This is a genomic window from Streptomyces sp. Go-475 (assembly GCF_003330845.1).
In the GTDB taxonomy this organism is placed as follows: domain Bacteria; phylum Actinomycetota; class Actinomycetes; order Streptomycetales; family Streptomycetaceae; genus Streptomyces.
The window spans coordinates 8081540-8105103 of sequence record NZ_CP026121.1; the positions used below are offsets into that span (position 1 = coordinate 8081540).

The 23564-nt window shown below is 69.7% G+C and carries 18 protein-coding genes and 1 pseudogene; 8 read left to right on the top strand and 11 right to left on the bottom strand.

The features are described from left to right. Positions 1-76 precede the first annotated feature (76 nt). Positions 77-502, bottom strand: a complete 426-nt coding sequence (locus tag C1703_RS39155; RefSeq protein ID WP_157993208.1) for a hypothetical protein — start codon at positions 500-502, stop codon at positions 77-79. A 259-nt stretch (positions 503-761) separates the two neighbouring features. Next, positions 762-1370: a TetR family transcriptional regulator gene (locus tag C1703_RS36665; protein WP_114256876.1), complete on the bottom strand. Its 609-nt coding sequence runs from the start codon at positions 1368-1370 to the stop codon at positions 762-764. 73 nt (positions 1371-1443) lie between these two features. Between C1703_RS36665 and C1703_RS36670 the strand changes: the two genes are divergently transcribed. Beyond that, positions 1444-2601 carry an FAD-dependent monooxygenase gene (locus C1703_RS36670; protein WP_114256877.1) on the top strand — a complete coding sequence of 386 codons (1158 nt, stop codon included), beginning with the start codon at positions 1444-1446 and terminating at the stop codon, positions 2599-2601. Positions 2602-2709: 108 nt separating this feature from the next. After that, positions 2710-3282, top strand: a complete 573-nt coding sequence (locus C1703_RS36675; RefSeq protein ID WP_114256878.1) for a hypothetical protein — start codon at positions 2710-2712, stop codon at positions 3280-3282. A gap of 54 nt (positions 3283-3336) precedes the next feature. Here the strand turns inward: C1703_RS36675 and C1703_RS40035 are convergent, their stop codons facing one another. From C1703_RS40035 to C1703_RS36685, 3 genes and pseudogenes are all read right to left on the bottom strand, one after another. Next, entirely contained in the window at positions 3337-4266 is a 930-nt protein-coding gene (locus tag C1703_RS40035) for a carboxypeptidase-like regulatory domain-containing protein (RefSeq protein ID WP_232840812.1), read from the bottom strand. Next, positions 4252-5811 (bottom strand): annotated as a pseudogene (locus C1703_RS40040) (MFS transporter); the annotation flags it as partial. The gene C1703_RS40035 and the pseudogene C1703_RS40040, both read right to left, overlap by 15 nt. 113 nt (positions 5812-5924) lie before the next feature. Continuing rightward, positions 5925-6410, bottom strand: a complete 486-nt coding sequence (locus C1703_RS36685) for a MarR family transcriptional regulator (RefSeq protein ID WP_232840703.1) — start codon at positions 6408-6410, stop codon at positions 5925-5927. Between the two features lie 160 nt (positions 6411-6570). On the opposite strand from C1703_RS36685, the gene C1703_RS36690 reads away from it, so the two are divergent. Next, entirely contained in the window at positions 6571-7488 is a 918-nt protein-coding gene (locus tag C1703_RS36690) for an AEC family transporter (protein ID WP_114256881.1), read from the top strand. A gap of 26 nt (positions 7489-7514) precedes the next feature. Here the strand turns inward: C1703_RS36690 and C1703_RS36695 are convergent, their stop codons facing one another. The 6 genes from C1703_RS36695 to C1703_RS36720 form a co-directional block, all read right to left on the bottom strand. Further along, positions 7515-8012: a CGNR zinc finger domain-containing protein gene (locus C1703_RS36695; protein ID WP_198678375.1), complete on the bottom strand. Its 498-nt coding sequence runs from the start codon at positions 8010-8012 to the stop codon at positions 7515-7517. Positions 8013-8128: 116 nt separating this feature from the next. Then, a complete protein-coding gene (locus C1703_RS36700) occupies positions 8129-8863 on the bottom strand; it encodes a cupin domain-containing protein (protein WP_114256883.1) in 735 nt (244 codons plus the stop codon). After that, positions 8860-9783: a PmoA family protein gene (locus C1703_RS36705; RefSeq protein WP_198678376.1), complete on the bottom strand. Its 924-nt coding sequence runs from the start codon at positions 9781-9783 to the stop codon at positions 8860-8862. Before C1703_RS36705 ends, C1703_RS36700 begins: the two co-directional genes overlap by 4 nt. After that, entirely contained in the window at positions 9776-10903 is a 1128-nt protein-coding gene (locus tag C1703_RS36710; RefSeq protein ID WP_114256884.1) for a Gfo/Idh/MocA family oxidoreductase, read from the bottom strand. Before C1703_RS36710 ends, C1703_RS36705 begins: the two co-directional genes overlap by 8 nt. Positions 10904-11219: 316 nt before the next feature. Further along, on the bottom strand, positions 11220-12917 hold the full coding sequence (locus C1703_RS36715) for a substrate-binding domain-containing protein (RefSeq protein ID WP_114256885.1): 1698 nt from the start codon (positions 12915-12917) through the stop codon (positions 11220-11222). Positions 12918-13103: 186 nt separating this feature from the next. Further along, a complete protein-coding gene (locus C1703_RS36720; RefSeq protein ID WP_114256886.1) occupies positions 13104-15104 on the bottom strand; it encodes a DUF4978 domain-containing protein in 2001 nt (666 codons plus the stop codon). 536 nt (positions 15105-15640) lie between these two features. On the opposite strand from C1703_RS36720, the gene C1703_RS36725 reads away from it, so the two are divergent. From C1703_RS36725 to C1703_RS36745, 5 genes are all read left to right on the top strand, one after another. Beyond that, positions 15641-17368, top strand: a complete 1728-nt coding sequence (locus C1703_RS36725; RefSeq protein ID WP_198678377.1) for an RICIN domain-containing protein — start codon at positions 15641-15643, stop codon at positions 17366-17368. A gap of 181 nt (positions 17369-17549) precedes the next feature. Continuing rightward, positions 17550-18605 carry a LacI family DNA-binding transcriptional regulator gene (locus tag C1703_RS36730; RefSeq protein WP_114257776.1) on the top strand — a complete coding sequence of 352 codons (1056 nt, stop codon included), beginning with the start codon at positions 17550-17552 and terminating at the stop codon, positions 18603-18605. Between the two features lie 544 nt (positions 18606-19149). Continuing rightward, positions 19150-20460: a sugar ABC transporter substrate-binding protein gene (locus C1703_RS36735; RefSeq protein WP_114256888.1), complete on the top strand. Its 1311-nt coding sequence runs from the start codon at positions 19150-19152 to the stop codon at positions 20458-20460. A gap of 100 nt (positions 20461-20560) precedes the next feature. After that, complete coding sequence (locus C1703_RS36740) at positions 20561-22621, top strand: beta-galactosidase (RefSeq protein WP_114257777.1); 2061 nt, start codon at positions 20561-20563, stop codon at positions 22619-22621. Positions 22622-22652: 31 nt separating this feature from the next. Then, positions 22653-23564, top strand: a complete 912-nt coding sequence (locus C1703_RS36745; protein WP_114256889.1) for a sugar ABC transporter permease — start codon at positions 22653-22655, stop codon at positions 23562-23564.

Genomic DNA, 23564 nt, shown 5'->3' on the forward strand with positions numbered 1-23564 from the left:
CTCGCGCACTGTATCCGGTCGCCCTCGGGCCGGCCGGACCGGCATTCCCGTGCGCGGCCCCGCATGGTCGCGACCTTCAGCTGACCCACTCGCCGTGAGCCCCCGCCTGTCGGGTCACCGCCCGCAGCAGGGGGCGGCTCAGGCCGCCGGCCGCCAGGATCCCGCCGACGCCGGCGGCGGAGCACGCCGCGAGCACGATCAGGCCGTGTGCGTCGAACGACGAGCTGCCGCCGGCCAGCGCCCTGGACTCGATGCGCCGCCTGGTGCGGGTCCTGCGCGAGGCCGACCAGTTGCTCGCCTCGTCTCCGCGTTCTCCGGAGACGAAGGGCAACGTCCAGCTGCACGTGGCCGCGGCGGCCCGTGAGGTGCGGCTCGCCCCCGAGGTGGGGACCTCCGCGCAGCGCGTGGTGCAGGAGGCCCTGGTGCCGGTGTGGACGCGCGCACGGTCGGCGACTTCACGTGACCCTTGGCCGCGGCGGGGGCCCTGGAGCGTGAGCGGCACGGTGCAGCGGACGCCCGCCCCGACGGCCGGTCCGCCGACACCGCCGGCAGGCCACCGCCGGCGCTCAGGTCTGGCTCGGCCCGCCTGCCCGGGCGCGTGGGCGGACCCCGGGCCACACAAGGGGGCGTGTGAGGCCCGGGGCCGCCTGGAAGGCCGTCGGCGGGGGGAGTGCCGTCGGCCGGGACCGAGCCTTGCAGGTGGGGGAATTGGTCAGTAGCCGCTCTCGGGCACTGAAAAATCGGGGAGCCGAATCAGGACCTCATGGCGAGGCGCCAGGTCTTGAAGATCTGGACGACCGTATGCCCGGGTCCTGACGCAGGGCGGCGGCGACCAGGCCTTCGAGGGCCTCGCGCGGTACTTCCCCGCCGCTCACCAGCCGGTCGAAGATCAGCCCGTCGATACAGGTCAGCAGGGTGTGACTGCGATTCTCGACGTCCGTCACGCCGTGCGCGGCGAGGAACAGCCGGACAGCGTCACGGCCGGCGTTCTCGCGGGGTACGAGGATCTCGCGCAGTTCACGGTCGCGGACGCTCTCGAGGGCGCAGGCGTAACGCGCGAGCGAGCGGCGGCGGCCCTCGCCGGTGAGTCGCTGTCGGGCGAGCAGCACCATGCCGTCCACCAGTTCCTCGACGGTGCGCGGAGGTGGAAGCGATTCGGCCAGCGTGTGCAGTTCAGCCTGGTCGAGTCGGACCAGGCGTGTGACCAGACCGGTGAGCAGCGCGGCTCGGGTGCGGAAGTAGGCCGACGTGGTGCCGGTCGGCATGCCCGCCTTGCGGTCGACCGCGCGGTGGGTCAGGCCGCGGATCCCTTCGTCGGCGAGTACGTCGAGAGCCGCGTCCGCGAGGAGGGTGCGCCGATCCGATGCCATGACTCCTTTCTACACCTGTAGAGCCTCGGATAGAGTCGCCCTTCTACAGATGTAGAAGGGTGAGGGCTTCGGCATGGGCAACACGGCAGTGGTGGTCGGAGGCGGCATCGGCGGGCTGGCCGCCGCGATCGGACTGCGCCGCATCGGATGGGAAGTAACGGTCGTCGAGCGTGCCTCCCGGCTTGAGGACGCGGGGGCGGGCATCTCACTGGCCGCCAACGGCCTGCGGGCACTGGATGAACTCGGCGTCGGCGACGCGGTACGCGATGCCTCGCGAGGCCAGTACAACGGCGGCACTCGCACACCACAGGGCGGTTGGCTGGCTCGGATGGACGGCTCGGCGCTGGAGAAGGCGGTGGGTTCACCGATCATGGGCATAGCCCGCTCCACCTTGCACCGACTGCTCCGCGACTCCCTGCCCGCCGAGGCGCTGCTGATCGGCTCGGAGGCGGACTCGGTCGAGCAGCCCGGCCCCGGGACGGTCCGAGTCGGCTGCGGCAAGACCGTCCTGGAGGCCGATCTGGTAGTGGCGGCCGACGGCATCGGCAGCAGAGTGCGCAGCCGGCTCTTCCCGGCCCACCCCGGTCCGGTCCACAGCGGCTCGACGGTGCTGCGTGCCATCACCGAGCAGGCTGTCGACCTGCGCACCGACTTCGAGCTGACGTGGGGGCACGGCGCCGAATTCGGGCACATCGCCTTCCGTGAAGGGCGGGCCGAGTGGCACGCCGTCCTCAGCCTCCCCGCCGGGACGCGGTTCGCCGACCCACTGGGCGAACTGCGCAGACGGTTCCATACCTGGCACGACCCGATCCCCGCCCTGCTCGACGCGACCAGGCCCGCCGCCGTGCTGCACCACGACGTCAACGAACTGAGCACACCGCTCCCCTCGTACACGGTCGGCCGGATCGCGCTGCTCGGCGACGCGGCGCACGCGATGACACCCCACCTCGGACAGGGTGCCTGCCAGGCGCTGGAGGACGCGGTCACCCTGGCCGCCGCGCTGGCCGCCGAGCCCACCGTGGACGTCGCGCTCGCCCGCTACGACGCCGAGCGCCGACCGCGCAGCCAGGCCGTCGCGAGGGCCGCCCGGCAGGCCGGGCGGATGGGCCAGCAACTCTCCCACCCCCTGGCCGTCGCCCTGCGGAACACGGTGCTGCGGCTGACGCCCTCCCGCGCCGCAACGCACATGATCCTTCGGCACCACGCCTGGGTCCCACCACGAGTGAGCTGAGGGGGGAGCCGGCGCATCGACGCGACCCCGGCCTGGCGCGCCGTGCCCGCGGCGAGCGGCAGCCGCTCTCCCTGGGCGGCTTCTTCGCCGCTGTGCAGGGGTGTCGTAGTGCTCGGTGAGCTTGTCGAGGATCTCCTCGGCACGGACCGCGAGGCAGCGGCTGGTCGTCCGGATGCCGGCGTGACGCAGGATGACCTCCACCTCTGCCAGGGTCGGCTCGCCGCCGTTGACCCGCCCGCACCGACTCGCGGCGACTGTGCTGAACGGGACCGGTCCCCGGGCGGCGCCGATAACCTCCGTGACATGTCTTCGGATGGGATGAACAGGCCCCCGGCGCCGGTCGTCGCAGCGGTTGTGATCTATGCGCTGTTCGCCGCCGTCCTTCTGATCTCTGCTGTGCTCATTGCGATCACAGGCGCGCCGGCGCTCGCACTGCTCGGCCTCGTCGCGCTCCTGCCGGGCTCGGTGGCTCTCGGGCTGTGGCAAGGCAACCGCGGTGCCAGGGTCGGCGCGATCATGTTCGGGATCCCTTCCCTTGTGGTCCCGATCGTGATGCTCCTTCTCCTTGCGGCACCTGAGTCGTCCCGGGCTTGGTTCACCCCCGAGGAGCGGGACGAGTTCGAGTTCGTCGACGAGGATGGCGACGACGAGGATGACGAGCGGGTGGCTGGCCGAGGGTGACGCCGTAGCTGCTTCAGCATGGAGGTGTCTCTGGTGCGTCCGGCCCGGCGCCTGTCACTCGCCCGGGTGGGAGAGCTCGATGTCGTGGTCGTCCACACCGGAGCCGCGCACGGTCAGGTGGGCGGCCTTCGGCGGGTAGCCGGTCGCCATGACCGTGTACTCGCCCCTGTCCAGGTCGCTGAAGGCGTAGCCGCCGTCCTCGCCGGTGGTGGCGGTGGCCACCACGTTCCCGGCAGCGTCGACGAGCGTGACCCGCGCGTCGTCCAGCGGTCGGCCCGCGGCCGTGACGACGCCCCGCACGTGCGAGCCGTAGGACAGCTCGACCTGGATCCTCGTGACGCCCTGCGCGGCGACCTCGACGGGCAGCGCGGCGGGCCGGTACCCGGCGGCGGTCACCGCGAGGGTCACCTGTCCGGGCACCAGCTCGGCGAAGTCGAACGCGCCGTCCGCGCCGGTCAGTCCGGTGGCGAGTACCTCGCCGCGCACATCGGCCGCGATCACCATCGCCTCGACGACCGGCTCCTTGCTGTCGGCCGACGTGACGTTGCCGGCCAGGCCGCTCGTGCCGGAGAGCAGGAAGTCGAACGAGACCGGCTCGTCGCCGACCACGATCGTGGACGCCCGCGGCTGGTAGCCGTCGGCGGAGGCGATGAGCACGTAAGTGCCCACGCCCGGCGCTTCCAACCGGTACGAGCCGTCCTGGTGGGCCGTGGCGCGGCCCAACTGCCGTCCGCCCAGCGAGATCAGGGTGACGGCGGCCCACGGCACGGGCGCCGACTCGGCGCCGAGGACGTGTCCGTCGACCGGTATGCCGCCCGAGGGCGGGACCTCGGCCGCCCGGAGCGCCGTCGCCGCCGGAGCGGCAGTGCCGAGCGGCTGGGCGGTGGTGTCGCCGGCCTGGGCGGCGGAGGGGGTGGCCTGGGTGGCGGCGGGGGCGGTCTCGCTCGGCGCCTGCCCTTCCCTCCGGGCACGCAGGCCGATCACTGCGAGGGCCGCCCCGATGAGGGCGAGGACGCCGGTGACCAGGACGGCGGTGTGGACGCCGTTCATGAAGGCGGTGTGGCTGCCCTCCGTCACGGCCGCCCTGAGCTGTGCGGGCATCTTGTCGGAGACCGGCGCGACACCCATCGCGACCGCGTCCTTGGCCTCGTCGAGGCGAGCGGCGACCGGGCCGGGAACGCCCGCGTCCGTCAGCGAGTCGGTGAGCGTGGAACCGACCCGGCTGCTGATGAGCGAGACGAGCACCGACGTGCCGAGCGCGCCGCCGACCTGCAGCGAGGTGGCCTGCAGCCCGCCCGCGACACCGCCGTCCTGGACGGGGGCGTTGCCGACGATCGCGTCGGAGGACGCGGACATCACCATGCCGATGCCGAGGCCGAGCGCGATGAACGGCGGCCACATGGTGGCGTACGACGAGTCGCTGCTCCACGAGAGCATCACGAACGAGGCGCCGGCCTGCAGCACCATCCCGAGCGGCATGGTCAGACGCGGGCCGAACTTCTGGGTGAGCTGCGCGCCGAGCGGCGAGGCCAGCATGGAGGCGATGCTGAGCGGCAGGGTGCGCACACCGGCCTCGACGGGCGTGAAGCCGCGGACGTTCTGCAGGTACAGCATGACGAAGAAGATCACACCGAGCAGGACGAAGAAGTTCAGCGCGGTGACGAACGTACCGATGGTCAGGGCCGGGTTGCGGAACAGGCGCATCGGCAGGAGGGGGTGCGCGACGCGGGTCTCGTACCAGCCGAAGACGACCAGGACGACGAGGCCCCCGCCGATCGCGCCGAGTGTGCCGCCCGAGGTCCAGCCCCACGTCTCGCCCTTGACGACGCCGAAGACGACGGCGAGCAGTCCGCCCGCGAGCAGCACGACGCCGGGCACGTCGAACTTCTCGCCGGCGGCCGCCTCGTTCCTGGACTGCGGCAGCACCAGCAGGCCGAAGGCGATGGCGATGACGCCGATGGGGGCGTTGATGTAGAAGACGGACTCCCAGTCGACGTGCTCGACGAGCAGTCCGCCGACGATCGGGCCGAGCGCGGTGGAGACGGACGAGATCATCGCCCAGATGCCGACCGCCATGCCGAACTTCTTCGGCGGGAACACGGCACGCAGCAGCGCGAGGGTGTTGGGCATCAGCATCGCGCCGAACAGGCCTTGGACGGCGCGGAAGGCGATGACCCCCTCGATCGAGCCGACGAGGCCGATCGCGACGGACGCGGCGGTGAATCCGGCGGTGCCGACCAGGTAGAGGGTGCGGCGGCCGAAGCGGTCGCCGAGTTTGCCGGAGAGGATGAGGGTGGCGGCCATGGCGAGCAGGTAGGCGTTGGTGACCCACTGCAGTTCGGCCGTGGTGGCGTTGAGATCGCGGCCGATCTCGGGGTTGGCGATCGAGACGACGGAGCCGTCGAGGCCGACCATGAACAGGCCGAACGCCACGGCGATCAGCGTCAGCCACGGGTTGGCGCGCAGGCCGCGGGGTCGGTGGGCGGACGCTACGGGAGCGGGCGCTGTGGAGACATCGGTGACAGACATGGGTGAGCTGTCCTCTGGACGTGTGGACATGTGTGTGGACATGTGTGTTCGGGAAAAACGCGCAGCCTGCCGCACAGCGGCGAGGGCAGGGGCGTGGGGGAAGGGGAGAGCGCTCAGCTGACGCGGTCGCGCAACTGCCGGGTGAGAGCCTCGAGGGCGCCGAGCGCGGAGCCGAGGGCATCGAGGTCGCCGTCGGTGAGGGTGCGCAACGCGGACATGAGCTGCCGGGCCGCGATGTCCTCTACCTCGCCGATGCGCTGACGGGCCTTGGCGGTGATGCGCAGGTGGGCGACGCGCTTGTCGGCTTCGTCCTGATGCCGCTCCAGGAGCCCCGCCTCGGTGAGGCGGGTGACCAGGGCGCTGACGTTGTTCGGCTTCATCTGCAGCGCGTCGGCGGCCTTGTGGACGGTGGCGCCGTCGTGTTCGGCGACGTACCGCAGGAGCGCCAGCTGCCGCTCGGGGGGCTTGGGGTAGGGCAGTTGCCCCTCGAGACTCCGTTCGACGTACCGGTTCAGCGCGGGCAGGCATGCCACGAGGCTCGCGGCCACGTGGTCGACGCGCTGGCTCGGGCTCTGGCGAGCCTCGCTGATTCCGGACACGCCGGCAGGTTACCTATGGCGAGAAACCTATGTCAACATAGCAATTGCTGCCGGGGCGGCTTGAGCGCGTGTAATGGTTGTCTTGCACGGTGAGGTGACATCAGGCTGACCGCATGCACGACACGACGATCGACGTCGGCACGCCGGACGGGATCCCGGCGTGATCGCACTGACCGTACGGGCGCTGATCCCTGTCGTCCTGCTGATCGCGCTGGGCTGCGCGCTCAAGCGGTCGATGTTCACGGACGAGGGCTTCTGGTCCGAAGCCGAGCGCATCAGCTACCGCGTCCTGCTGCCGGCGCTGTTCCTGCACAGCCTGGCGACCGCGGACATCGACGACCTTCCGGTGGGTGCCCTCGCGGGCGCACTGATCGCCTCCACCCTGGTGGTGGCCGTGCTGGTCATCGGCTTGAAGCCCTTGATGCGACTGCGGGGCGACGCCTTCACCTCGGTCTTCCAGGGCAGTGTCCGCTTCAACAACTACATCGGTGTGACCATCGCGTCCGGCCTGCTCGGCACCCAGGGCGTCGCGTTCGCCGCGGTCTGCAACGCCGCGATCGTGCCCACGGTCAACGTGCTGTGCGTGCTGGTCTTCGCCTGGTTCGGCAGCGCGCGCCTGAGTCTGTCGGGCATCGGACGGCAACTCGTGACCAATCCGCTCATCCTCGCCTGCGCGGGGGGCATCCTCCTGCAGGCACTCGGTCTGCACCTGCCGCCGGGCATCGAACCGGCGCTCGGGGTGCTGGGAGCAGCCTCGATGCCGTTGGGCCTGCTCTGCATCGGTGCCGCTCTGCGCTTCGGCGGGGCACGGTCGTGGGCGGCGCCGATCCTCACGTCCTCGGTGGCCAAGTTCGCGCTCATGCCGGCCGCCACCTTCGTGGCGGCGCAGTTCTTCGGCCTGGGCTCCCACGCACTGATCATCGCCGTGCTCTTCCAGGCACTGCCGACGGCGTCGTCGTCGTACATTCTGTCGAGGCAGCTCGGTGGCGACGCCCCGCTGATGGCCGGGATCACCGCGACGCAGACGCTGCTCGGGATCGCCGCCGTCCCGATCGTCGTGGCACTGGTCCCCGCATAGTCCCGCCTCGGCCCGGCCGCCCCGTGCTACTTCCTGCGGTGACGGCGTACGGCATCGGTGTTGGCGCAGCGGGCGGAGCAGTAGGCGCGGCGGCCGTTGCGGCTGGTGTCGACGAAGGCTGTCCGGCAGGAGTCCAGCGCGCACACGCCCAGCCGCCCTCCCTCGGCCTCCAGGGTGAAGATGGCCAGGCCGCCGGCCGTCACGGCCTTCACGCGGCTGTGCAGGTCCTGGCCGTCCGGGGTGAAGTGCAGGTGCGGCCGCAGACCGTCGTGCGTGGTCAGGTAGACACTGCGCGCGCCGTCCGCGAGCAGCGTGTTGACGGATGCGCACCGCTCGGTCTCGGAGGACGCCTCGAAGACCGGCCTGAGCCGCCGCGTCCACGCTCGGATCCCCTCGCACGTGGATCCGGTGACCAGCGGATCGCGGATCTCATGGTCCCGCAGCGCCTGTTCCAGCGCCTCAGGCGCCCAGGCACCACTCGATTCGAGGTTCACCAGCGCCACGGCCAAGCGAACCCCGACCATGTTGTCATGCTCAAACCGCACATGACCATTGCATCACCGGACCTCCGCTGAGGCCAGTCCGGGCCGCGCCCCGGCGGTGGGGAAGCCCCGCCGGGGCAGCCCGGGCCTGTGCGGTGTCATCCCTCAGGCCGTTCGCGGTGGGTCGGGTGGAAAGCGCGCAGGAAACCGCACATGCCGAGCGTCTGCTGACGCGGCTGCGCGATACGCGAGACCTCCGCGTCGAACAGGTGGCCGAAGTCGTCGCGCCGCAGGGCGTCGATCTGCCGCAGTGCCGTCCGCGCGGCGGCCAGCGCACCGTCGTTGACCGTCTTCTCCCAGGTGTCCAGGCGAGGTCGGACGAGTCGTACCGCCGCCGCGCAGAAGTCCTCGTACGCCGAGCGGTTTCCGCGCCGCCACTGCCGCTTCAGCTCGGTGAATCCCTCGACGGCCAGATCCCTGCGGGCCCGCGTGCGCTCGGGGCTGGGGCTGCCGTCGGAGTCGAGGAGCGAGGCCGCGTCCGGGTAGGTGTCGGGGGAGAGGTACTCGGGCGGGAAGGTCATGACCGCGTCGCCTGCCTCGGGGAGGCCGCTGTTCTGCATGACGACGATCACGCGGAGGTCCTCGTCGTTGACGGCGCGGTGGATCGTGCCGGGGGTGAACCAGACGACGTCTCCCGGGTGCAGTTCGGTCGTCGTGTGCCCTTGGCCGTTGAGGGTCTCCAGCCGGCCGCGGCCACCGACGACGACGTAGCACTCCGAGCAGGTGAGGTGCATGTGGGGCGAGCCGCCGTGTTCGTCGTCCGCCGCGGGCCAGGGATACACCTGGAGCTGGCTGAGTCCCACGGCTCCGGGGAAGCCGGGCACGGAGGTCACAGCGCGAACTCCCCTGCGATCGCCTCGACTTCGCGGCGGTCCATCCTGCGGTCGAGGAACACGAAGCGGTGGCTCAGGGACAGGGTCTCACCGGGTTCCAGCTTGATCTCCGTGTCGAAGGCGGGCGACGGGTTGAGGCAGGCGAAGGCGCTGCTGCGGGCGAACCACGTCAGCGGAACGGTGGCGCTGGTGGTGCCGGCGTAGGCGAGGACCGTGGCGCCGCCGTCGAGCTCGTCGTGCTCGCCGGTGATGGCCACCCAGGCACCCCGCGTGCCCATCACGGCGTCGCCTTCCTCGCCCCCTTCGGCGATGACGTCCGCACCGGTCCAGGCCCGCGGCCCGCGCCAGAACAGCCCCGTGTAGCCGGCGTCGGGGCGGCCGTGGGTGGTGGGGCTGCCCATCTCCAGCGGCTCGCGGTGCACGTTGGTCAGGGCGGTGGTGAAGTCCAGCGCCCAGACACCCTCGTCGGCGTCGGCGCTGTGGAAGCGCAGGGTGCGGGTCTCGTCGATCCACACCTCGTCGCTGGAGGCGAACCAGTCCAGGCCCTGGACGACCGACACCTCGCTGCCGCCGTAGTCCTGCCGCTCGAAGGCGCGGTGCACCTGCTGGCCGTGGTTCTCCCGCCAGACGTAGCCGTGGCCGGGCGCGCCCTGTTCGAAAGTGGGCCCGCCCCAGAAGTTGTCGCCGGACAGATGCGACCAGGTCATCTGCAGGCCCTTGTGCCAGCGGTGGTCCCAGGGCCGGTAGACACCCACGGGCGCGCCGGAGAGGGTCTTCAGCGGATAGAGGTAGGGCTTGGGGGATTCCTCGAGCGGGGTGTCCGGCCGGTACACGTACGTGGCGAGGTCGGTGCCGGCGGCCGACACCACGACCTGGGTCCCGGCGCCGTCGTGGTCGATCGTGAAACGGGTGTCAGACACCGGTCTTCTCCTTGATGTCGTGGTCCTGGGCGGCGCCGGGGCGGCCGCTCATGGAGTGGTAGAAGGGGTTGGCCGGGTTGATCATGTCCGGGGTGACGGGGCGTCCGGTCGTCGCCGACTCGTACAGGGCCGCGATGAAGGCCAGGACGCGGCGGCCGTCGTCGCCACTGGCCTCGGGGCGTTCCCCGGCACGCAGCGACCGCAGCAGCGCGCGCAACTGGACGGCGTGCGAACTGGCTTCGTCGTCGAGCGGCGCTCCCAGCTCCGTGGCCGTGGCGCCGGCCCGATGGGGTGCGGGGGTCCACGTCCAGTGGGAGTTGTCGTAGCCGTAGAGGTGGGCCAGCTCGACCGTGGCCTCGGGGAAGTCGAAGCGCAGGTAGCTGGTCTCGCGGGGGGAGAGGAGGCTGTTGACCATGGACACCATGGCGCCACCGGCGAAGCGGACCATCGCCATGGAGACGTCCTCGGTCTCCACGTCCCGGGCCAACGTGCCCATGGCGGCGCGGACTTCGGTCCATTCCCCCATCAGGGACAGCATGAGGTCCATCTGGTGGATGCCGTGGCCCATGGTGGGACCGCCGCCCTCGGTCTCCCACTTGCCGCGCCAGGGCACCTCGAAGTAGGCGTCGTCCCGGTACCACAGGGTGTGGCAGACGCCGACCAGCGGAGCGCCGAGCCGACCGGTGCGGATGTGCTCGCGCAGGGCTCGGGCGGCGGACCCGAAGCGGTGCTGGAAGACGTAGGAGACGTACGGGCCGCCCTCGCGCTCGTGGGCACCGATGGCGTCGTACTCGGCCACCGAGAGGGTGGGGGGCTTCTCGCACCACACCCACACACCGGCGTCCAGGCAGGCGGTGATGGCCGCGCCGTGGGCGATCGGGGGCGTGCAGACGACGGCCAGGTCGGGGCGCTGCTCCTGGAGCATCCGATCGAGGCTGGTGTAGGCGGCGGGGACGTTCCAGCGGGCGGCGAAGGCCTCGGCGCGCTGCTGGTCGACGTCGACGACCGCGACGACGGTGGCCTCGCCGCTCTGGGCCTGGACGGCGGGCATGTGGCAGCCGTCGGCGATGTTTCCGGCGCCGACGATCGCCACCCTCACGGGCTGGCTGTACTCGGTCATGTGGCTCTTTCGTGGAAGCTCGGGCGGTGCCGTGGGCGCGACACCGGGTCTGGGAACCGCTGACGAAGAAAGTCGGTTCGACCCGCCCGGCCCAGGGCGTGCACGCGTGGTCGTGCGGTCGAAGAGGGAACGGCACTGATCGGATGACCCCGGCGCTCGCCGTGTGACGCGGCGGCAGCCTGAACGTAGTGAACGATCACCTTTGCGGTCAAGAGATGGTGCAGTGATCGTTCACATTCCCTGGTGGATCGCGTCCTGCGGGCACCCGCCGGGGACCTGCCGAGGGGCGCCCACAGCCTGTCGTTCGGATCAGGCCCTAGCGGGGGGCCGGGCCGCTCGACTCTCGCGGAACGATGTGGAACAGCTCGGCGACATCGGCCACCGGCGCGGGCTCGTCGCGCAGGAGGGCGAGCAGCGACAGCATCGCCCGGCGGCCGACCTCCTCCTTGTCCATGTGCACCGTCGAGATGGCCGGCGAGAAGTACCGGGTGAACTCCTCGTCGTCCCAGCCGAAGACGCTCACGTCCTCCGGCACGCGCGTGCCGCGGTCCTGGAAGCCGCGGATCACGCCCATGGCGACGTAGTCGTTGGCGGCGAGCACGGCCGTCACGCCGGAGTCGGCGGGCAGGTCCCGGGCGGCCTCGTACCCGGAGCGCATCGACCAGTCCCCGTCGACGACGCCGTAGGACTCGAGGCCCAGGCGCTCGATCGCCTCCACGTAGACCGCCCGGCGGTTGCGCGCGGAGGCCCACTCCTGCGAGCCGGCGACGTGGAGGAACCGGCGATGTCCCTGGTCGGCGAGGTGACGCAGGATCTGCTCGGCGGGCCGGCCGTCGGCCAGCCGTCCCCGGGCGTGCAGATCGTCGTCGTACTCGCCCAGCACCACCACGGGCCGCTGCCCGGCACCTGGGTCGCCAGCGAGGTCCCCCAGCGGCACCAGCGACAGCGCACCGTCCGCCTGCCGGGAGTCCAGCAGGGACAGCACGCTCCGCGCACGCCGCGACTCCCCGCCCTGCAGGCCTATGACGTCCGTCAGGTAGCCGGCCTCGTGCGCGGCGGCCGAAGCGCCCCTCAACAGGGGGATGGGAACGAAGCCGCTCAGTTCGGGCAGCACGATCGTGATCCGGTGGGACCGCCGGGTGCGCATCGAGCGCGCCACGAGGTTGGGCCGGTAGTCCAGCTCGGCCACGGCCCGCTCGATCCTCGCCCGCGTCGTCGGCCGCATGCCGCTGTCGTTCTTCAGGTACCGGGAAACGGTCTGATGCGACACCCCGGCCCGCTCGGCGACCTCCCAGATGGTCGCCCGCTTCCCCTGCGAGCCGCCTGTCCTGGTGGCGGCCCGGGCGGCCTTCCTCGCGCGCAGGGGGCGTCCCGCGCGCTCGCACAGGAACTCCAGCAGCTCCGCACCGGACGCCTGCGCGGGCAGGCCGTAGGCAGCGGCGAAGGGACCGACCCGCGCCGCCAGGTCGTCGACACGCACCAGGTCACGGGAGACTGCTTCGGCGAGGACCGTGCCCACGCGGACGGCGTCGGCACGGGCGTCGAGCAGGTCGACGACGGTGCGCGGCACCGTGGTGACGGGCAGGCCGTCGACGACGGTGATGTCGTCGGCATCCACGCGCCCGCGGTGCAGCACGACGGTCTCGTCACGAGTGGTACGGCGTGACGAGACCGTCAGCTCGACAGGATCGGCGGGCCGGTCGCCCAGGCCGTGCACCGCACACGCGGAGGCGTGGGAGACGACGCCCGCCCCGGGGCCCTCGATGCCGCGGTCCGGCGCCGGCGTCCTGGGATCCAGCCGCAGCCACGCGACCTTGATCCCTAGGTGCTCCGGCGGGGGAGAGGCCAGGAGGCGGTACACGCCGTGACCGACGCTCTCCAGCAGCCCCGCCCGCTCCAGCCTCAGGAGCTGCACGCCCCGCACGCCGTCCAGCTTCGCCTGGGCGGTGGTCACCAGGCCCCACTGATCGGCGGCCCGTGCCTCCAGCACCTTCAACACGTCGGCCCGACCCATGCAGCAATCATTACACAGGCGTCGTGCGTCGAAAATTTCAGTACGCGAGGGCGTGGGGCCCGCCGCCGAGACACCAGGAGGGCGTGGGACCCGCGAGACGCCAGGAGGGCGTGCCGCCTCCCTGTGACGGACGAGGAAGCGTCACGCCCTCCTGATCGGATGCCCCCGCCACGCAGGGGCCGCCGGCTACCTCGGCTGGAATTCCCAGACCGTGCTCGCGTCCTGCGTTCCCGTGTTCCACTTCGCCTCACCCGCGGAGTTCCCGTACAGGTACGCCCTTCCCGTGTGGGTGTTCCTGACGCGGAGCCCGCCTGCCCCGACCCCTTCCAGGTTCCAGAGCGAGGCGTCCGAGACAGCGCCGGTGTTCCAGATGACGTTGTTGTCGGTGGCGCTGGTCTCCAGATAGAAGCGTCCCGTTCGCACGTTCCTGATGGTCCAGGATCCGGAGGAGTCCTTGGCGACGATCCAGTCCTGGTCGTCGTAGGTGGTCGCGGCCGCGACGATGACCGCGCCGTTCGCGTCGGTGTCGAGGTACGCGCCCGAGGACGTGTTCCTCAGCTTGTACCGCGCGCCGCTGACGAGGTAGGCGACCCGCACGCACTCGCCGGCCGCCAGGGCGACGACGGTGTCCCCGGACACCGTGCTGTACGTCTTGGTGCCGGACTTCACCCAGGTGTCGTTCGCGTCGTACCGGCCGATTTCGACGGACCGGACGACGCCGATGGTTCCCGGCAGGGTGAACGTGGCCTGGGTCGTGGTGGCGAAAGCGAACTCGGCCGCACCGCGCCTGACGCCGAATGCCTGCGCACCGCTCGATGTCGTAAACGTGATGTTGACGCCGCCCACCGGCTTGGTGGTGGTGGTGCTGGCGGTCGCGCTCCGGTTGAAGGTCTGCAGGTCGGTTCCGCCGCGTTCCACCGGAGACTTGCTGGCGAGATCCCGGTGGATCTTGTTCAGCACGTGGTTGAGTCGGGCGACCTTGTCCGACACGGCCTTGCGGGTCACCACCTTGGTCGTGCTGTTGAAGTCGTACAAGCCGTAGTTGCTGCTGCCCGTGCTGGAGTCCGGGTCCAGGGCGGCGTACAGATTGAAGGCGCTGTTGCCGGCGATGCCGTTGAACTTCTCGACGTCCGCCGCCGGGGTCCCGCCGAAGTTCTCCATGATCATGGGGAAGTTCTTCCCCTGGGCCCAGACGGCGTCGCTCCCGTAGTTGTAGAGCGTGTCGAGGCCCGTGGTGTAAGGGTCCTTCCCGAAGAAGTCGATGGCCGACCTCCCCTGGGCCCGGAGGGCCTCGTTCTCGGCGACCGGCACCGTGTCGCCGCTGCCCGCGATGTTGACCCGGGTGTACACCGAGTAGTCCGACTGCTTGATCACCTGCCCCAGCTGGGTCAGGTAGTTCAGGAGCACGTCCTTGCGGAACTTCGTCGCGTCGGTGTACCCGCCGCTGTTCCAGAGGTCGGTGCTGTAGGTGCTGTAGCTCCGGTCGATGGACGAGCCGCCCTGCTGCTTCGCCACGTTCGGTTCGTTCAGCACCTGGATGCCGACGACGGTGTGAGCGGTGTCGGCGGACGCGAGGTGCGCCATGAGCCGGCCGAGCACGAACTTCTCCCTGGCGAGCAGGTTCGGATCGGTCTTGTCCAGGAGGGGGTTGCCGTTCAGGGTCAGCCTGGTGCCGTCGGACCTCACCACGAACTGGTAGTCGTTCATCACGTAGGCCGGCATCCGGGCCGGCATGGACGAACCGGTCGATTCATGGCCGAACCACAACAGTTCCAGCTTGAGGCCGTACTCCCCGCACCAGGCCAGGTACCGGTCGATGTCGGTCCAGTCGAAGACGTCCTTCGAGGTCTCGACCTTCGACCACCAGATCGGGATGTTGACCACGTTGAACCCGTCGTCGCGGATCATCCCGAGCACCGGCTTCAACTGGGCGTCCGTCCAGCCGAACGTGTACTTGTGCTTCTCGTACCGGAACTGGACGCCGCTGTGGTAGAAGGGCTTCCCGTCGACCATCAGCACGATCTTGTCGTAGGTGGACCTCGACGTGTCGACGGAGGACACCACGGTGCCGGCCGCGGCGGCCCGCGGGAGACCGCCGCCGAGGTTCAGCGCCATGCCCCCGAGGGCTGCCGCCCCGCTCGTGGCGAGGAATCGACGGCGCGACCAAGGGCCGGTGTTCGACTTCATTGCACTACCTCCGTGTCAGGTGAACGTGTGCCGGATAGTGAACGATCACGATCAGGGGCTTCGATGGCGCCCGTCAGGAACCTTCGAGGCAGGGGTGTCGGGCGAGCGCGATCAAGTCGACAGGCGACGGCGCGGCCCTGGCGATCAGCGGTTGACTGAAGCCGGGTGGCGCACATAAGACTGGCTGGGACGCGTGTGTGTCAATGGTGTGAACGAGATGAGTTCCGCAGCGTCCGTCGCAGGTCGGCTCGTCTCGAAAGGGTTTCGGCGCAGCAGGTGAACGAGCGCGCGCAGACATCTTGACCGCCATGGTGAACGATCACTATCTTGCCCGTGCAGTCGTCGGAACCTCACCTTCCCGGTGGTTCGTGGCTTTCTGTGACGCCTTCGAGCTGACGCCACGGCCTGGGACCTCTCTCCCCGCCGGGCACCGGTCGGCATCACCAGAGATCAAGGGAGATCACGTGTATACGGTCATGCGCAGATGGGGCATACGGCCCCGAAGATGGGCCGGCCCCCTGCTCGCCGGGTTCCTGGTGGTCCCGGCCCTCCTCGTCCCTCCGGCCGCCTCGGCCGCCGAAACCCCGGGTGCGACGCTGATCAACGAGACGTTCGACGCGCAGACGGACCCGGCGAACTTCGGTTTCCCGACCGGGGCGGCCATCGGCAACGGCGTACTGAGCATCACGAAGGGCATGCCCAACTACTCGACGTCCGTGCGGCCCTTCGCGTCGTCCGTCACGCAGGAGAAGACGCTCGACCTGCGCTTCGACTGGAAGACGGACATCGCCAGCACCGGGATGAAGACCGGCCTGGAACTGCGTGACAACGCCGGACACCTCGTCTTCGGGCTGGCCGCGACGGCGGCGGAACTCCGCTACGCCGTGACCGGCCCCGACTCGGACTCCACCGCCGCCCCGGACGCGCTCAATCCCACCTGGACCAGGATCGGCTTCGACCGGACCAAGTGGTACACGGTCGATCTGCACATGGACTTCACCCTCCGCAAGGTCCAGTACACGATCACCAGCAAGGAGTCCGCGCCGGTCGTCCTGGCCTCCGCCACGGGCAGCATCACGGGGACCGGCCTGGCGAAGTTCGTCGCCTGCAACTACTACGGAACCGGCGTGCAGTCGATCGACAACTTCCGGCTGACCCGCCCCGCGAACTCCGCCTACGGAAGCCTGGCCGGCTCCTCCGTCTACGCCTTCGGCGACAGCATCGTCTACGGGCACAAGTACTCGCGCGGCTTCATGAACTTCCTCGCCGAACGTGAGGGCATGACGCTGACGAAGTACGCGGTGAACGGCGCGACCGTGGGGCCGACCAGCAACCAGATCCTCACCCAGGTGCAGAACGCCAACGCACAGGCGCCCGACTACGTCGTCTTCGACGGTGGCACGAACGACGCCATCCAGATCCACGACGACCACACCTACACGGTCGGCACCGTCAGCGCCTCCCAGGACCCCGCCACGTTCGACACCGGCACGTACGCCGGATCGCTCGAGACCACCATCCGCACGATGCGGCAGAAGTGGCCGTCCGCCCAGCTGGTGTACGTGGCCGCCCACAAGATGGGCTCGCGGGACTGGGACACCCAGCTCGCCCTGCGGCAGGTGTACCTGCAGGCAGCCCAGAAGTGGGGCGTGGCGGTGGCCGACGTCTTCGCGGACACCTCCCTCGACACACGCGTCGACGCGCAGCGGGTGGCGTACACGTTCGACGACCTCGTCAACACCTTCCCGGGCAGTGGCGGCACCGGTACGCACCCGAACATCGCCGGCATCAACTCCTTCTTCCTGCCGGTCGTCACATCGGCACTGTCCCAGCTCGCCGACACGACCACGCTCAAGGCGCGGCACTCGGGCAAGTGCGCCGATGTGGCCGGCTCTTCGACCGCCGCCGGAGCCGAGGTGCAGCAGTGGAGCTGCTCGGGCGGCGACAGCCAGAAGTGGCAGCTGCACTCGGTCGGCGGGGGCTACTACCAGATCCTCAACGGCAACTCCGGCCGGTGCCTGGACGTGGCCGGCTCCTCCACGGCCGACCAGGCCGGGATCGTCCAGCAGACCTGCGACGGCCGCACCAGCCAGCAGTGGCGGCTGAGCGACACCGGCACCGGCTACTTCGAGATCGTCGCCCGTCACTCCGGGAAATGCCTCGACGTGGAGTCGGCCTTCACCGCGGACGGCACTCGCCTGCTCCAGTACACCTGCTGGGACAGCGAGTTGCACAAGAACCAGCACTGGAGTCTCCAGCTGTGACACACGGGATCCGTACCGCCGGGCGATCACCGGAGCAGCGGTGCTCGCCCCGGCGGGACGGGAAAGTGCCGACGGGACGACCAGAGCTCAGGAAAAAGGCTGCCTCGGCCTGCCCGGCACTAAAGTACTGGGCATGCGGGGCGGAGAGAGGCGGCGGGGGCAGACTGTGGACACAGAGAAGATGCCGGAGCGATCTGATCCGGACGCGCAGCCGTCGAAGCCTCCGAAGAGGAAGCGTCCCACCATCCTCGACGTCGCGGCGCACGCGGGTGTGTCGCATCAGACCGTCTCCCGCTTCCTGCGGGGCAACGGCGGGATGAAGCCGCAGACGGTGGCCCGCATCGAGCAGGCGGTCGCCGAGCTGGACTACCGGCCCAATCTGGTCGCGCGGTCGATGCGCACCCGCAAGTCGAACCGCATCACCGTGGTCCTGCCGACCATGACGACCTTCGTGCCCTCGCAGATCCTGCGCGGAGCGTCCGCGGAGGCGCAGGCGGCCGGTTACATGCTGGACATCGTCGGTCTGGAAGGCGACGAACAAGTCCGGGGAGACCGTGTCCGTGCCCTGCTCGACTCCGGTCAGGCCGATGGAGTGCTGACCTTCACGCCCATCGGAGATGTCCAGAAACTCGGGCTCGAGCACACGCCCACCGTGGTCATCGGCGAGTACGACGACCAGATGCGCTCCCACGGCATCACGGCCGACGGTGAACCGGCCGCCAAGATCATCGACTACCTCGCCTCCATAGGCCACCGGCGCTTCGTCCACGTCGCCGGCAGCACGGACTGGATGTCGGCACGCAAGCGACGCGAGGTCTACCTGCGGACCATCGCCGAGCGCGGCCTGGAGAACTATGCCGTCATCGACGGCGACTGGTCCGTGCGGTCCGGATACGACGCGGCCCAGAGCCTGTCGGCGGATTCCGGCGTCACCGCGGTTCTCGCCGCGAACGACGACGTCGCCATGGGCGTGATCCGCGGGTTCCAGGACCGCGGCTGGCGTGTTCCGGACGATGTGAGTGTATTCGGCTGGGACAACCACGAGTTCACCGCGTACTTCAACCCGTCCATCTCCACCGTGGACCTCGACCGCGAAGCCATGGGCCGGCAGGCCATGAAGGCCCTGCTCGCCCGCATCCGCCAGGAGGCGGAGCCGGAGATCCACCTCGACCTCAACTCCCGCCTGGTGCTGCGCGAGTCGAGCGGACCGGCGAGGAACGGCCACTCCGTCCGCTAGGACGGCCCACCCCACCCGCACCAGAACACCCCGGCGTTCGCCGAACGGGCACCCCTGTGTCCTGTCCGCACCCGGTCCCGACGCGGTCGCGGCGGCGTGCTCGCGCGCCCCGTCACCCCGCTGTACGGGCCGGAACCGGTGAACTGCCACCAAGTGCTCAAGCGTTACGTACAGAGCCTTGACCGAAATCTCGTCCGTTACTACGCTCACCGCAGTGAACGTTCACTATCGCTGACGTCACCCGGATCCCAACTCGGCGCGAAGCTGACGGTCAACCCGGCGCAGCAACTCGGCACACCGAGAACAAGGTTCAAGCGCACGTTCACAGCAATCCATGTCAGAGCCGCAGTAGTCCGCCCGAAGTCCGACGACTCGGAGCGGGCGCCCCCGGACCGCGGGTGCCTCTCGCGGGCCGGAGAACAGCCGAGTTGTGCAGCCCCCTCGCCGCGTGGCGAGACGGACCGCGCCGGAAGCCGGCTTCCTGACACGACGGATCCCCCGTCTGGGCGCACCGCCCACACACGGCAGCAGAGGAGCCCTCAACATGAACCACTCTTCCCGCCTGACCAGACGTACGCTCCGTGCGGTCGGGCTGACCTGTTCGGTCTTCGCCCTCACCCTGTCCGCGGGCTGCGCCGGAGACTCCTCCGGGAGCGACGGCGGCAAGACCGTCATCCGGTTCAACTGGTGGGGGTCCGACTCCCGGCACGAGATGACCAAGCAGATCATCGCGGCGTTCGAGAAGAAGCACCCGGACATCGACGTCCAGCCCGAGTACTCCAACTGGGACGACTACTGGAAGAAGCTGTCGACCGGTGCCGCCGCCGGTGACATGCCCGACGTCCTGCAGATCACCGACCCGTTCATGTACTCCTACATCGACAACGGGCAGCTGATGGACCTGAAGAAGGTCAAGGACGTCCTGCACACGGACAAGCTGCCGGCGAACTCGATGGCGATGACGACCGTGAAGGGCGGCCTGTACGGCGTCCCGGCCGGCGACAGCGCGTTCGGCATCGTGGCCGATCCGGTGGCGTTCAAGAAGGCCGGCGTGCCCCTTCCGGACGACACCAAGTGGTCGTGGGACGACTACATCAAGATCTCCAAGGCCATCTCCAAGACGAAGGGCCTGGTCGGCACCGCGATGCCGCTCTACCCCAACGACCTGGGGACCTGGCTGCGGCAGCACGGCGAGGACTACTGGACCAAGGACGGCAGCAAGATCGGTTTCACCGAGGGCACCATGGCCGCCTACTGGGAATGGGTCGTCAAGCTGCGTGACAGCGGCGGCACGACCAGCCCGGACGCCGCGATCGAGCAACTGTCGTCGGGAGCCGGTGTCGAGCAGGGCCTGGTCGCCCAGCACAAGGCGGCCATGAGCGACCTGTCCGTCACCCAGCTCGGCGCGATCGAAGGCGCCAGCGGACGCGAGGCCAAGCTGCTCCTCTTCCCCGGCGAGAAGGGGGCCACCCAGGTCGGCGCCTACACCAAGCCCGGCATCTTCTACGGCGCCTCCGCGCGGACCGAGCACCCCAAGGAGGCCGCGGAGCTGCTCGACTTCCTGGTCAACTCGCCCGAGGCGGCCAAGATCCAGAAGTTCGACCGCGGCGTTCCCAACAACCCGGACGTGCTGAAGGCGATCATGCCCGAGCTGTCCCCCTCGGAGAAGCGGATCGCCGACTACCTGTCCCGGGTCAACGCCCTGAAGCCGACCCCCCTGCACATCCCCAACGCGAAGGCCGGACCCGCTGTCCCGGAGATCTTCCAGCGACTCAACGAGGACGTGCTGTTCAACCGCGTGTCGCCGCAGGAGGCAGCCAAGAAGTTCATCTCCGAGATCAAGTCCCAGCTCTGAGCCGCCGCCTGCAGTAGCGCTTCCGGAAGGAATCCCCGCCGTGTCCGATCCGCGCATCAACGATCCGCGCACGCACGAACCGCGTACGAACGATCCGCGCATGACCACCTTTCGCCGTCGACTGCCGGGAATCGTCTACGGCGGGGACTACAACCCGGAGCAGTGGCCGAAGGAGGTGTGGCAGGAGGACGTCCGGCTCATGCGGGCCGCGGGCGTACGGCTCGTGAGCCTGGGCATCTTCTCCTGGGCCATGCTGGAGCCGGCCGACGGCCGGTTCGACTTCTCCTGGCTCGACGAGATCATGGACCTGCTGTGGGCGAACGGCATCCAGGTCAACCTCGCGACGCCGAACGCCGCACCCCCGCCGTGGCTCGCCACGGACTTCCCGGAGATCCTGTCGGCCGACCGGCAGGGGGTGCGGCACGGCATCGGCAGCAGAGGACACTTCTGCCCCTCCTCCCCGGTCTACCGGGACCGCAGCCGGCGCATCGCCGGGGCGCTGGCCGAGCGGTACGGGAAGCATCCCGCCCTGGCCATGTGGCACATCGGCAACGAGTACCACTCCGACTGCTTCTGCGAGCTGTGCGACGAGCGCTTCCGCACCTGGCTGCGGCAGCGGTACGGCACGCTGGACGAGCTGAACGACCGGTGGGGCACGGCGTTCTGGAGCCAGCGCTACAGCGACTGGTCCCAGGTGCACCTCCCCGGACCCGTGCGCGGCTCGGTCAACCCCACCCGCGAGCTGGACTTCTCCCGCTTCACCTCCGACAACCTGCTGGAACTCGTCACGGCCGAGCGAGACCTGCTCCACGCGATCACACCGGACGTGCCGGCGACCACCAACTTCTTCCAGTGCCGGCTGACCGACAGCCACCGGTGGGCGAAGGAACTCGACGTCGTCGCCTTCGACTGCTACCCCGACCCGGGCAAGCCCCACTCGATGGCCGTCGCCGCCTTCCAGTACGACCTGATGCGCTCACTGGGCGGCGGCCGGCCCTGGATGCTGATGGAACAGGCGGCCGGCGCGGTCAGCCAGTGGAAGATCAACCAGGTCAAACAGCCGGGCCGGATGCGCCTGGGCTCCTACCAGGCCGTCGCGCACGGCTCCGACGCGGTGATGTTCTTCCAGTGGCGGGCCTCCCGACAGGGGCAGGAGAAGTTCCACTCGGCGATGCTCCCGCACGGCGGTGAGAAGACCCGGACCTGGCAGGAGGTCAGGGCGCTCGGCAACGAACTGCGGACCCTCGACGAGGTCGCCACGGCCCGGAGCGGCGCCCAGGTCGCGATCGTGTGGGACTGGCAGAACTGGTGGGCCGTGGAAGGCCGCGCCCACCCCGACAACACCTTCGACTACCGGGACACCGTCGCCCGGCACCACCGGGCCCTGTGGAACAGCCAGGTCACCGTCGACGTCGTCACCCTCGACGACGACCTGTCGCCGTACCGGGTCCTGGTCATCCCCAACCAGTACCTGATGACACGTCAACACACCGCCGCGCTGCGGCAGTTCGTGGAGAACGGCGGCCAGCTCGTCGTCTCGTACTTCTCCGGGATCGTCGACGAGGACGACCGGATCGTCGAAGGCGGGTATCCGGGGGCGCTGCGCCAGATCATCGGCGCGCACGTCCAGGAGTTCTCCCCGCTGCCCGCCGGAGGCACGGTGCCCCTCCAGGCGGCAGCCGACCAGGCCTCGCTGAACGGTTTCCGCGCGACCGCCTCCGGGTGGCAGGACGACCTCGACCTGGAGACCGCCCGACCGCTCGCCGTCTACCGCGAGGGCCATCTCGCCGGCAAGGCCGCGGTGGTCGAGAACGAACTCGGCCGGGGCCGTGCCGTGTACCTCGGCACACGCCTGGACGACGACGCTCTTGAGGCCTTGGTGCGGCACGTCCTGGACACCGCCGGGGTGCGACCGGTGCACGCCGCACCGCGGGGCGTCGAGGTCACCGAGCGGCGGACGGACACGGGCGCGTACCTGTTCCTGCTCAACCACCGGCAGGACAAGGCGACCGTCACCCTCGACCGCTCCGGCACCGACCTGATCACCGGACGCCGCCTCCACGCCGGGGAGACGCTCGTCCTCGACGCGGCGGACGTCGCCGTCGTGCGCAGCCCCCTGGCCGCTTCGCAGCACGCCGAGCCGTCGCCGAGCGACTCCTGAATCCCGCACCCGATCCAAGAACCCGAGGACGATGACTGTGCTCCGCAGACCCCTCAGCCAGGCGGCCAGAAAAGAAGAACGCACCGCTTGGGTCTTCCTGCTGCCGTGGTTCGTCGGCATGGCCGGCGTCACGCTCGGTCCGATGATCGCCTCGCTGTACTTCTCCATGACGGACTACAACCTGCTGAGCTCACCGAAGTGGGTGGGTTTCGAGAACTACAGCAAGATGCTGGACGACCCCCGGTTGCGCCAGTCCCTGAGCGTGACCTTCATCTACGTCGTCCTGAGCGTGCCCTTGCTGCTGGCGGTCGCCCTCGGCCTGGCGATGGTCCTCAACCGGGGCATCAAGGGGCTGGCGTTCTACCGGTCCGTCTACTACCTGCCCTCGCTCCTCGGTGCCTCCGTCGCGGTGGGCATCCTGTGGCGGCAGGTCTTCGGCACCGACGGCCTGGTCAACAAGTTCCTCGGACTGTTCGGCATCCACGGACCCGGCTGGATCTCCAACCCGGACACCGCGCTGTACAGCCTCGTCGTCCTGCACGTGTGGACCTTCGGCTCCTCCATGGTGATCTTCCTGGCGGGCCTGCGGCAGATCCCCGAGCAGTACTACGAAGCCGCCGCGCTCGACGGCGCCGGCCGCCGGCACCAGTTCCGGCACGTCACCGTGCCGCTGCTCACCCCGATCATCTTCTTCAACCTCGTTCTGCAGATCATCAGTTCCTTCCAGTCCTTCACCCAGGCGTTCGTCGTCAGCGGGGGGACGGGAGGCCCCTCGGACTCGACCCTCTTCTACTCGCTGTACCTGTACGACGAGGGCTTCGGCCGGCTCCACATGGGCTACGCCTCCGCCATGGCCTGGCTCCTCGTGGTGATCGTCGGCGTCCTGACCGCAATCAACTTCTACTTCAGCAAGAGATGGGTGTTCTACGGTGACGGTAAGTGA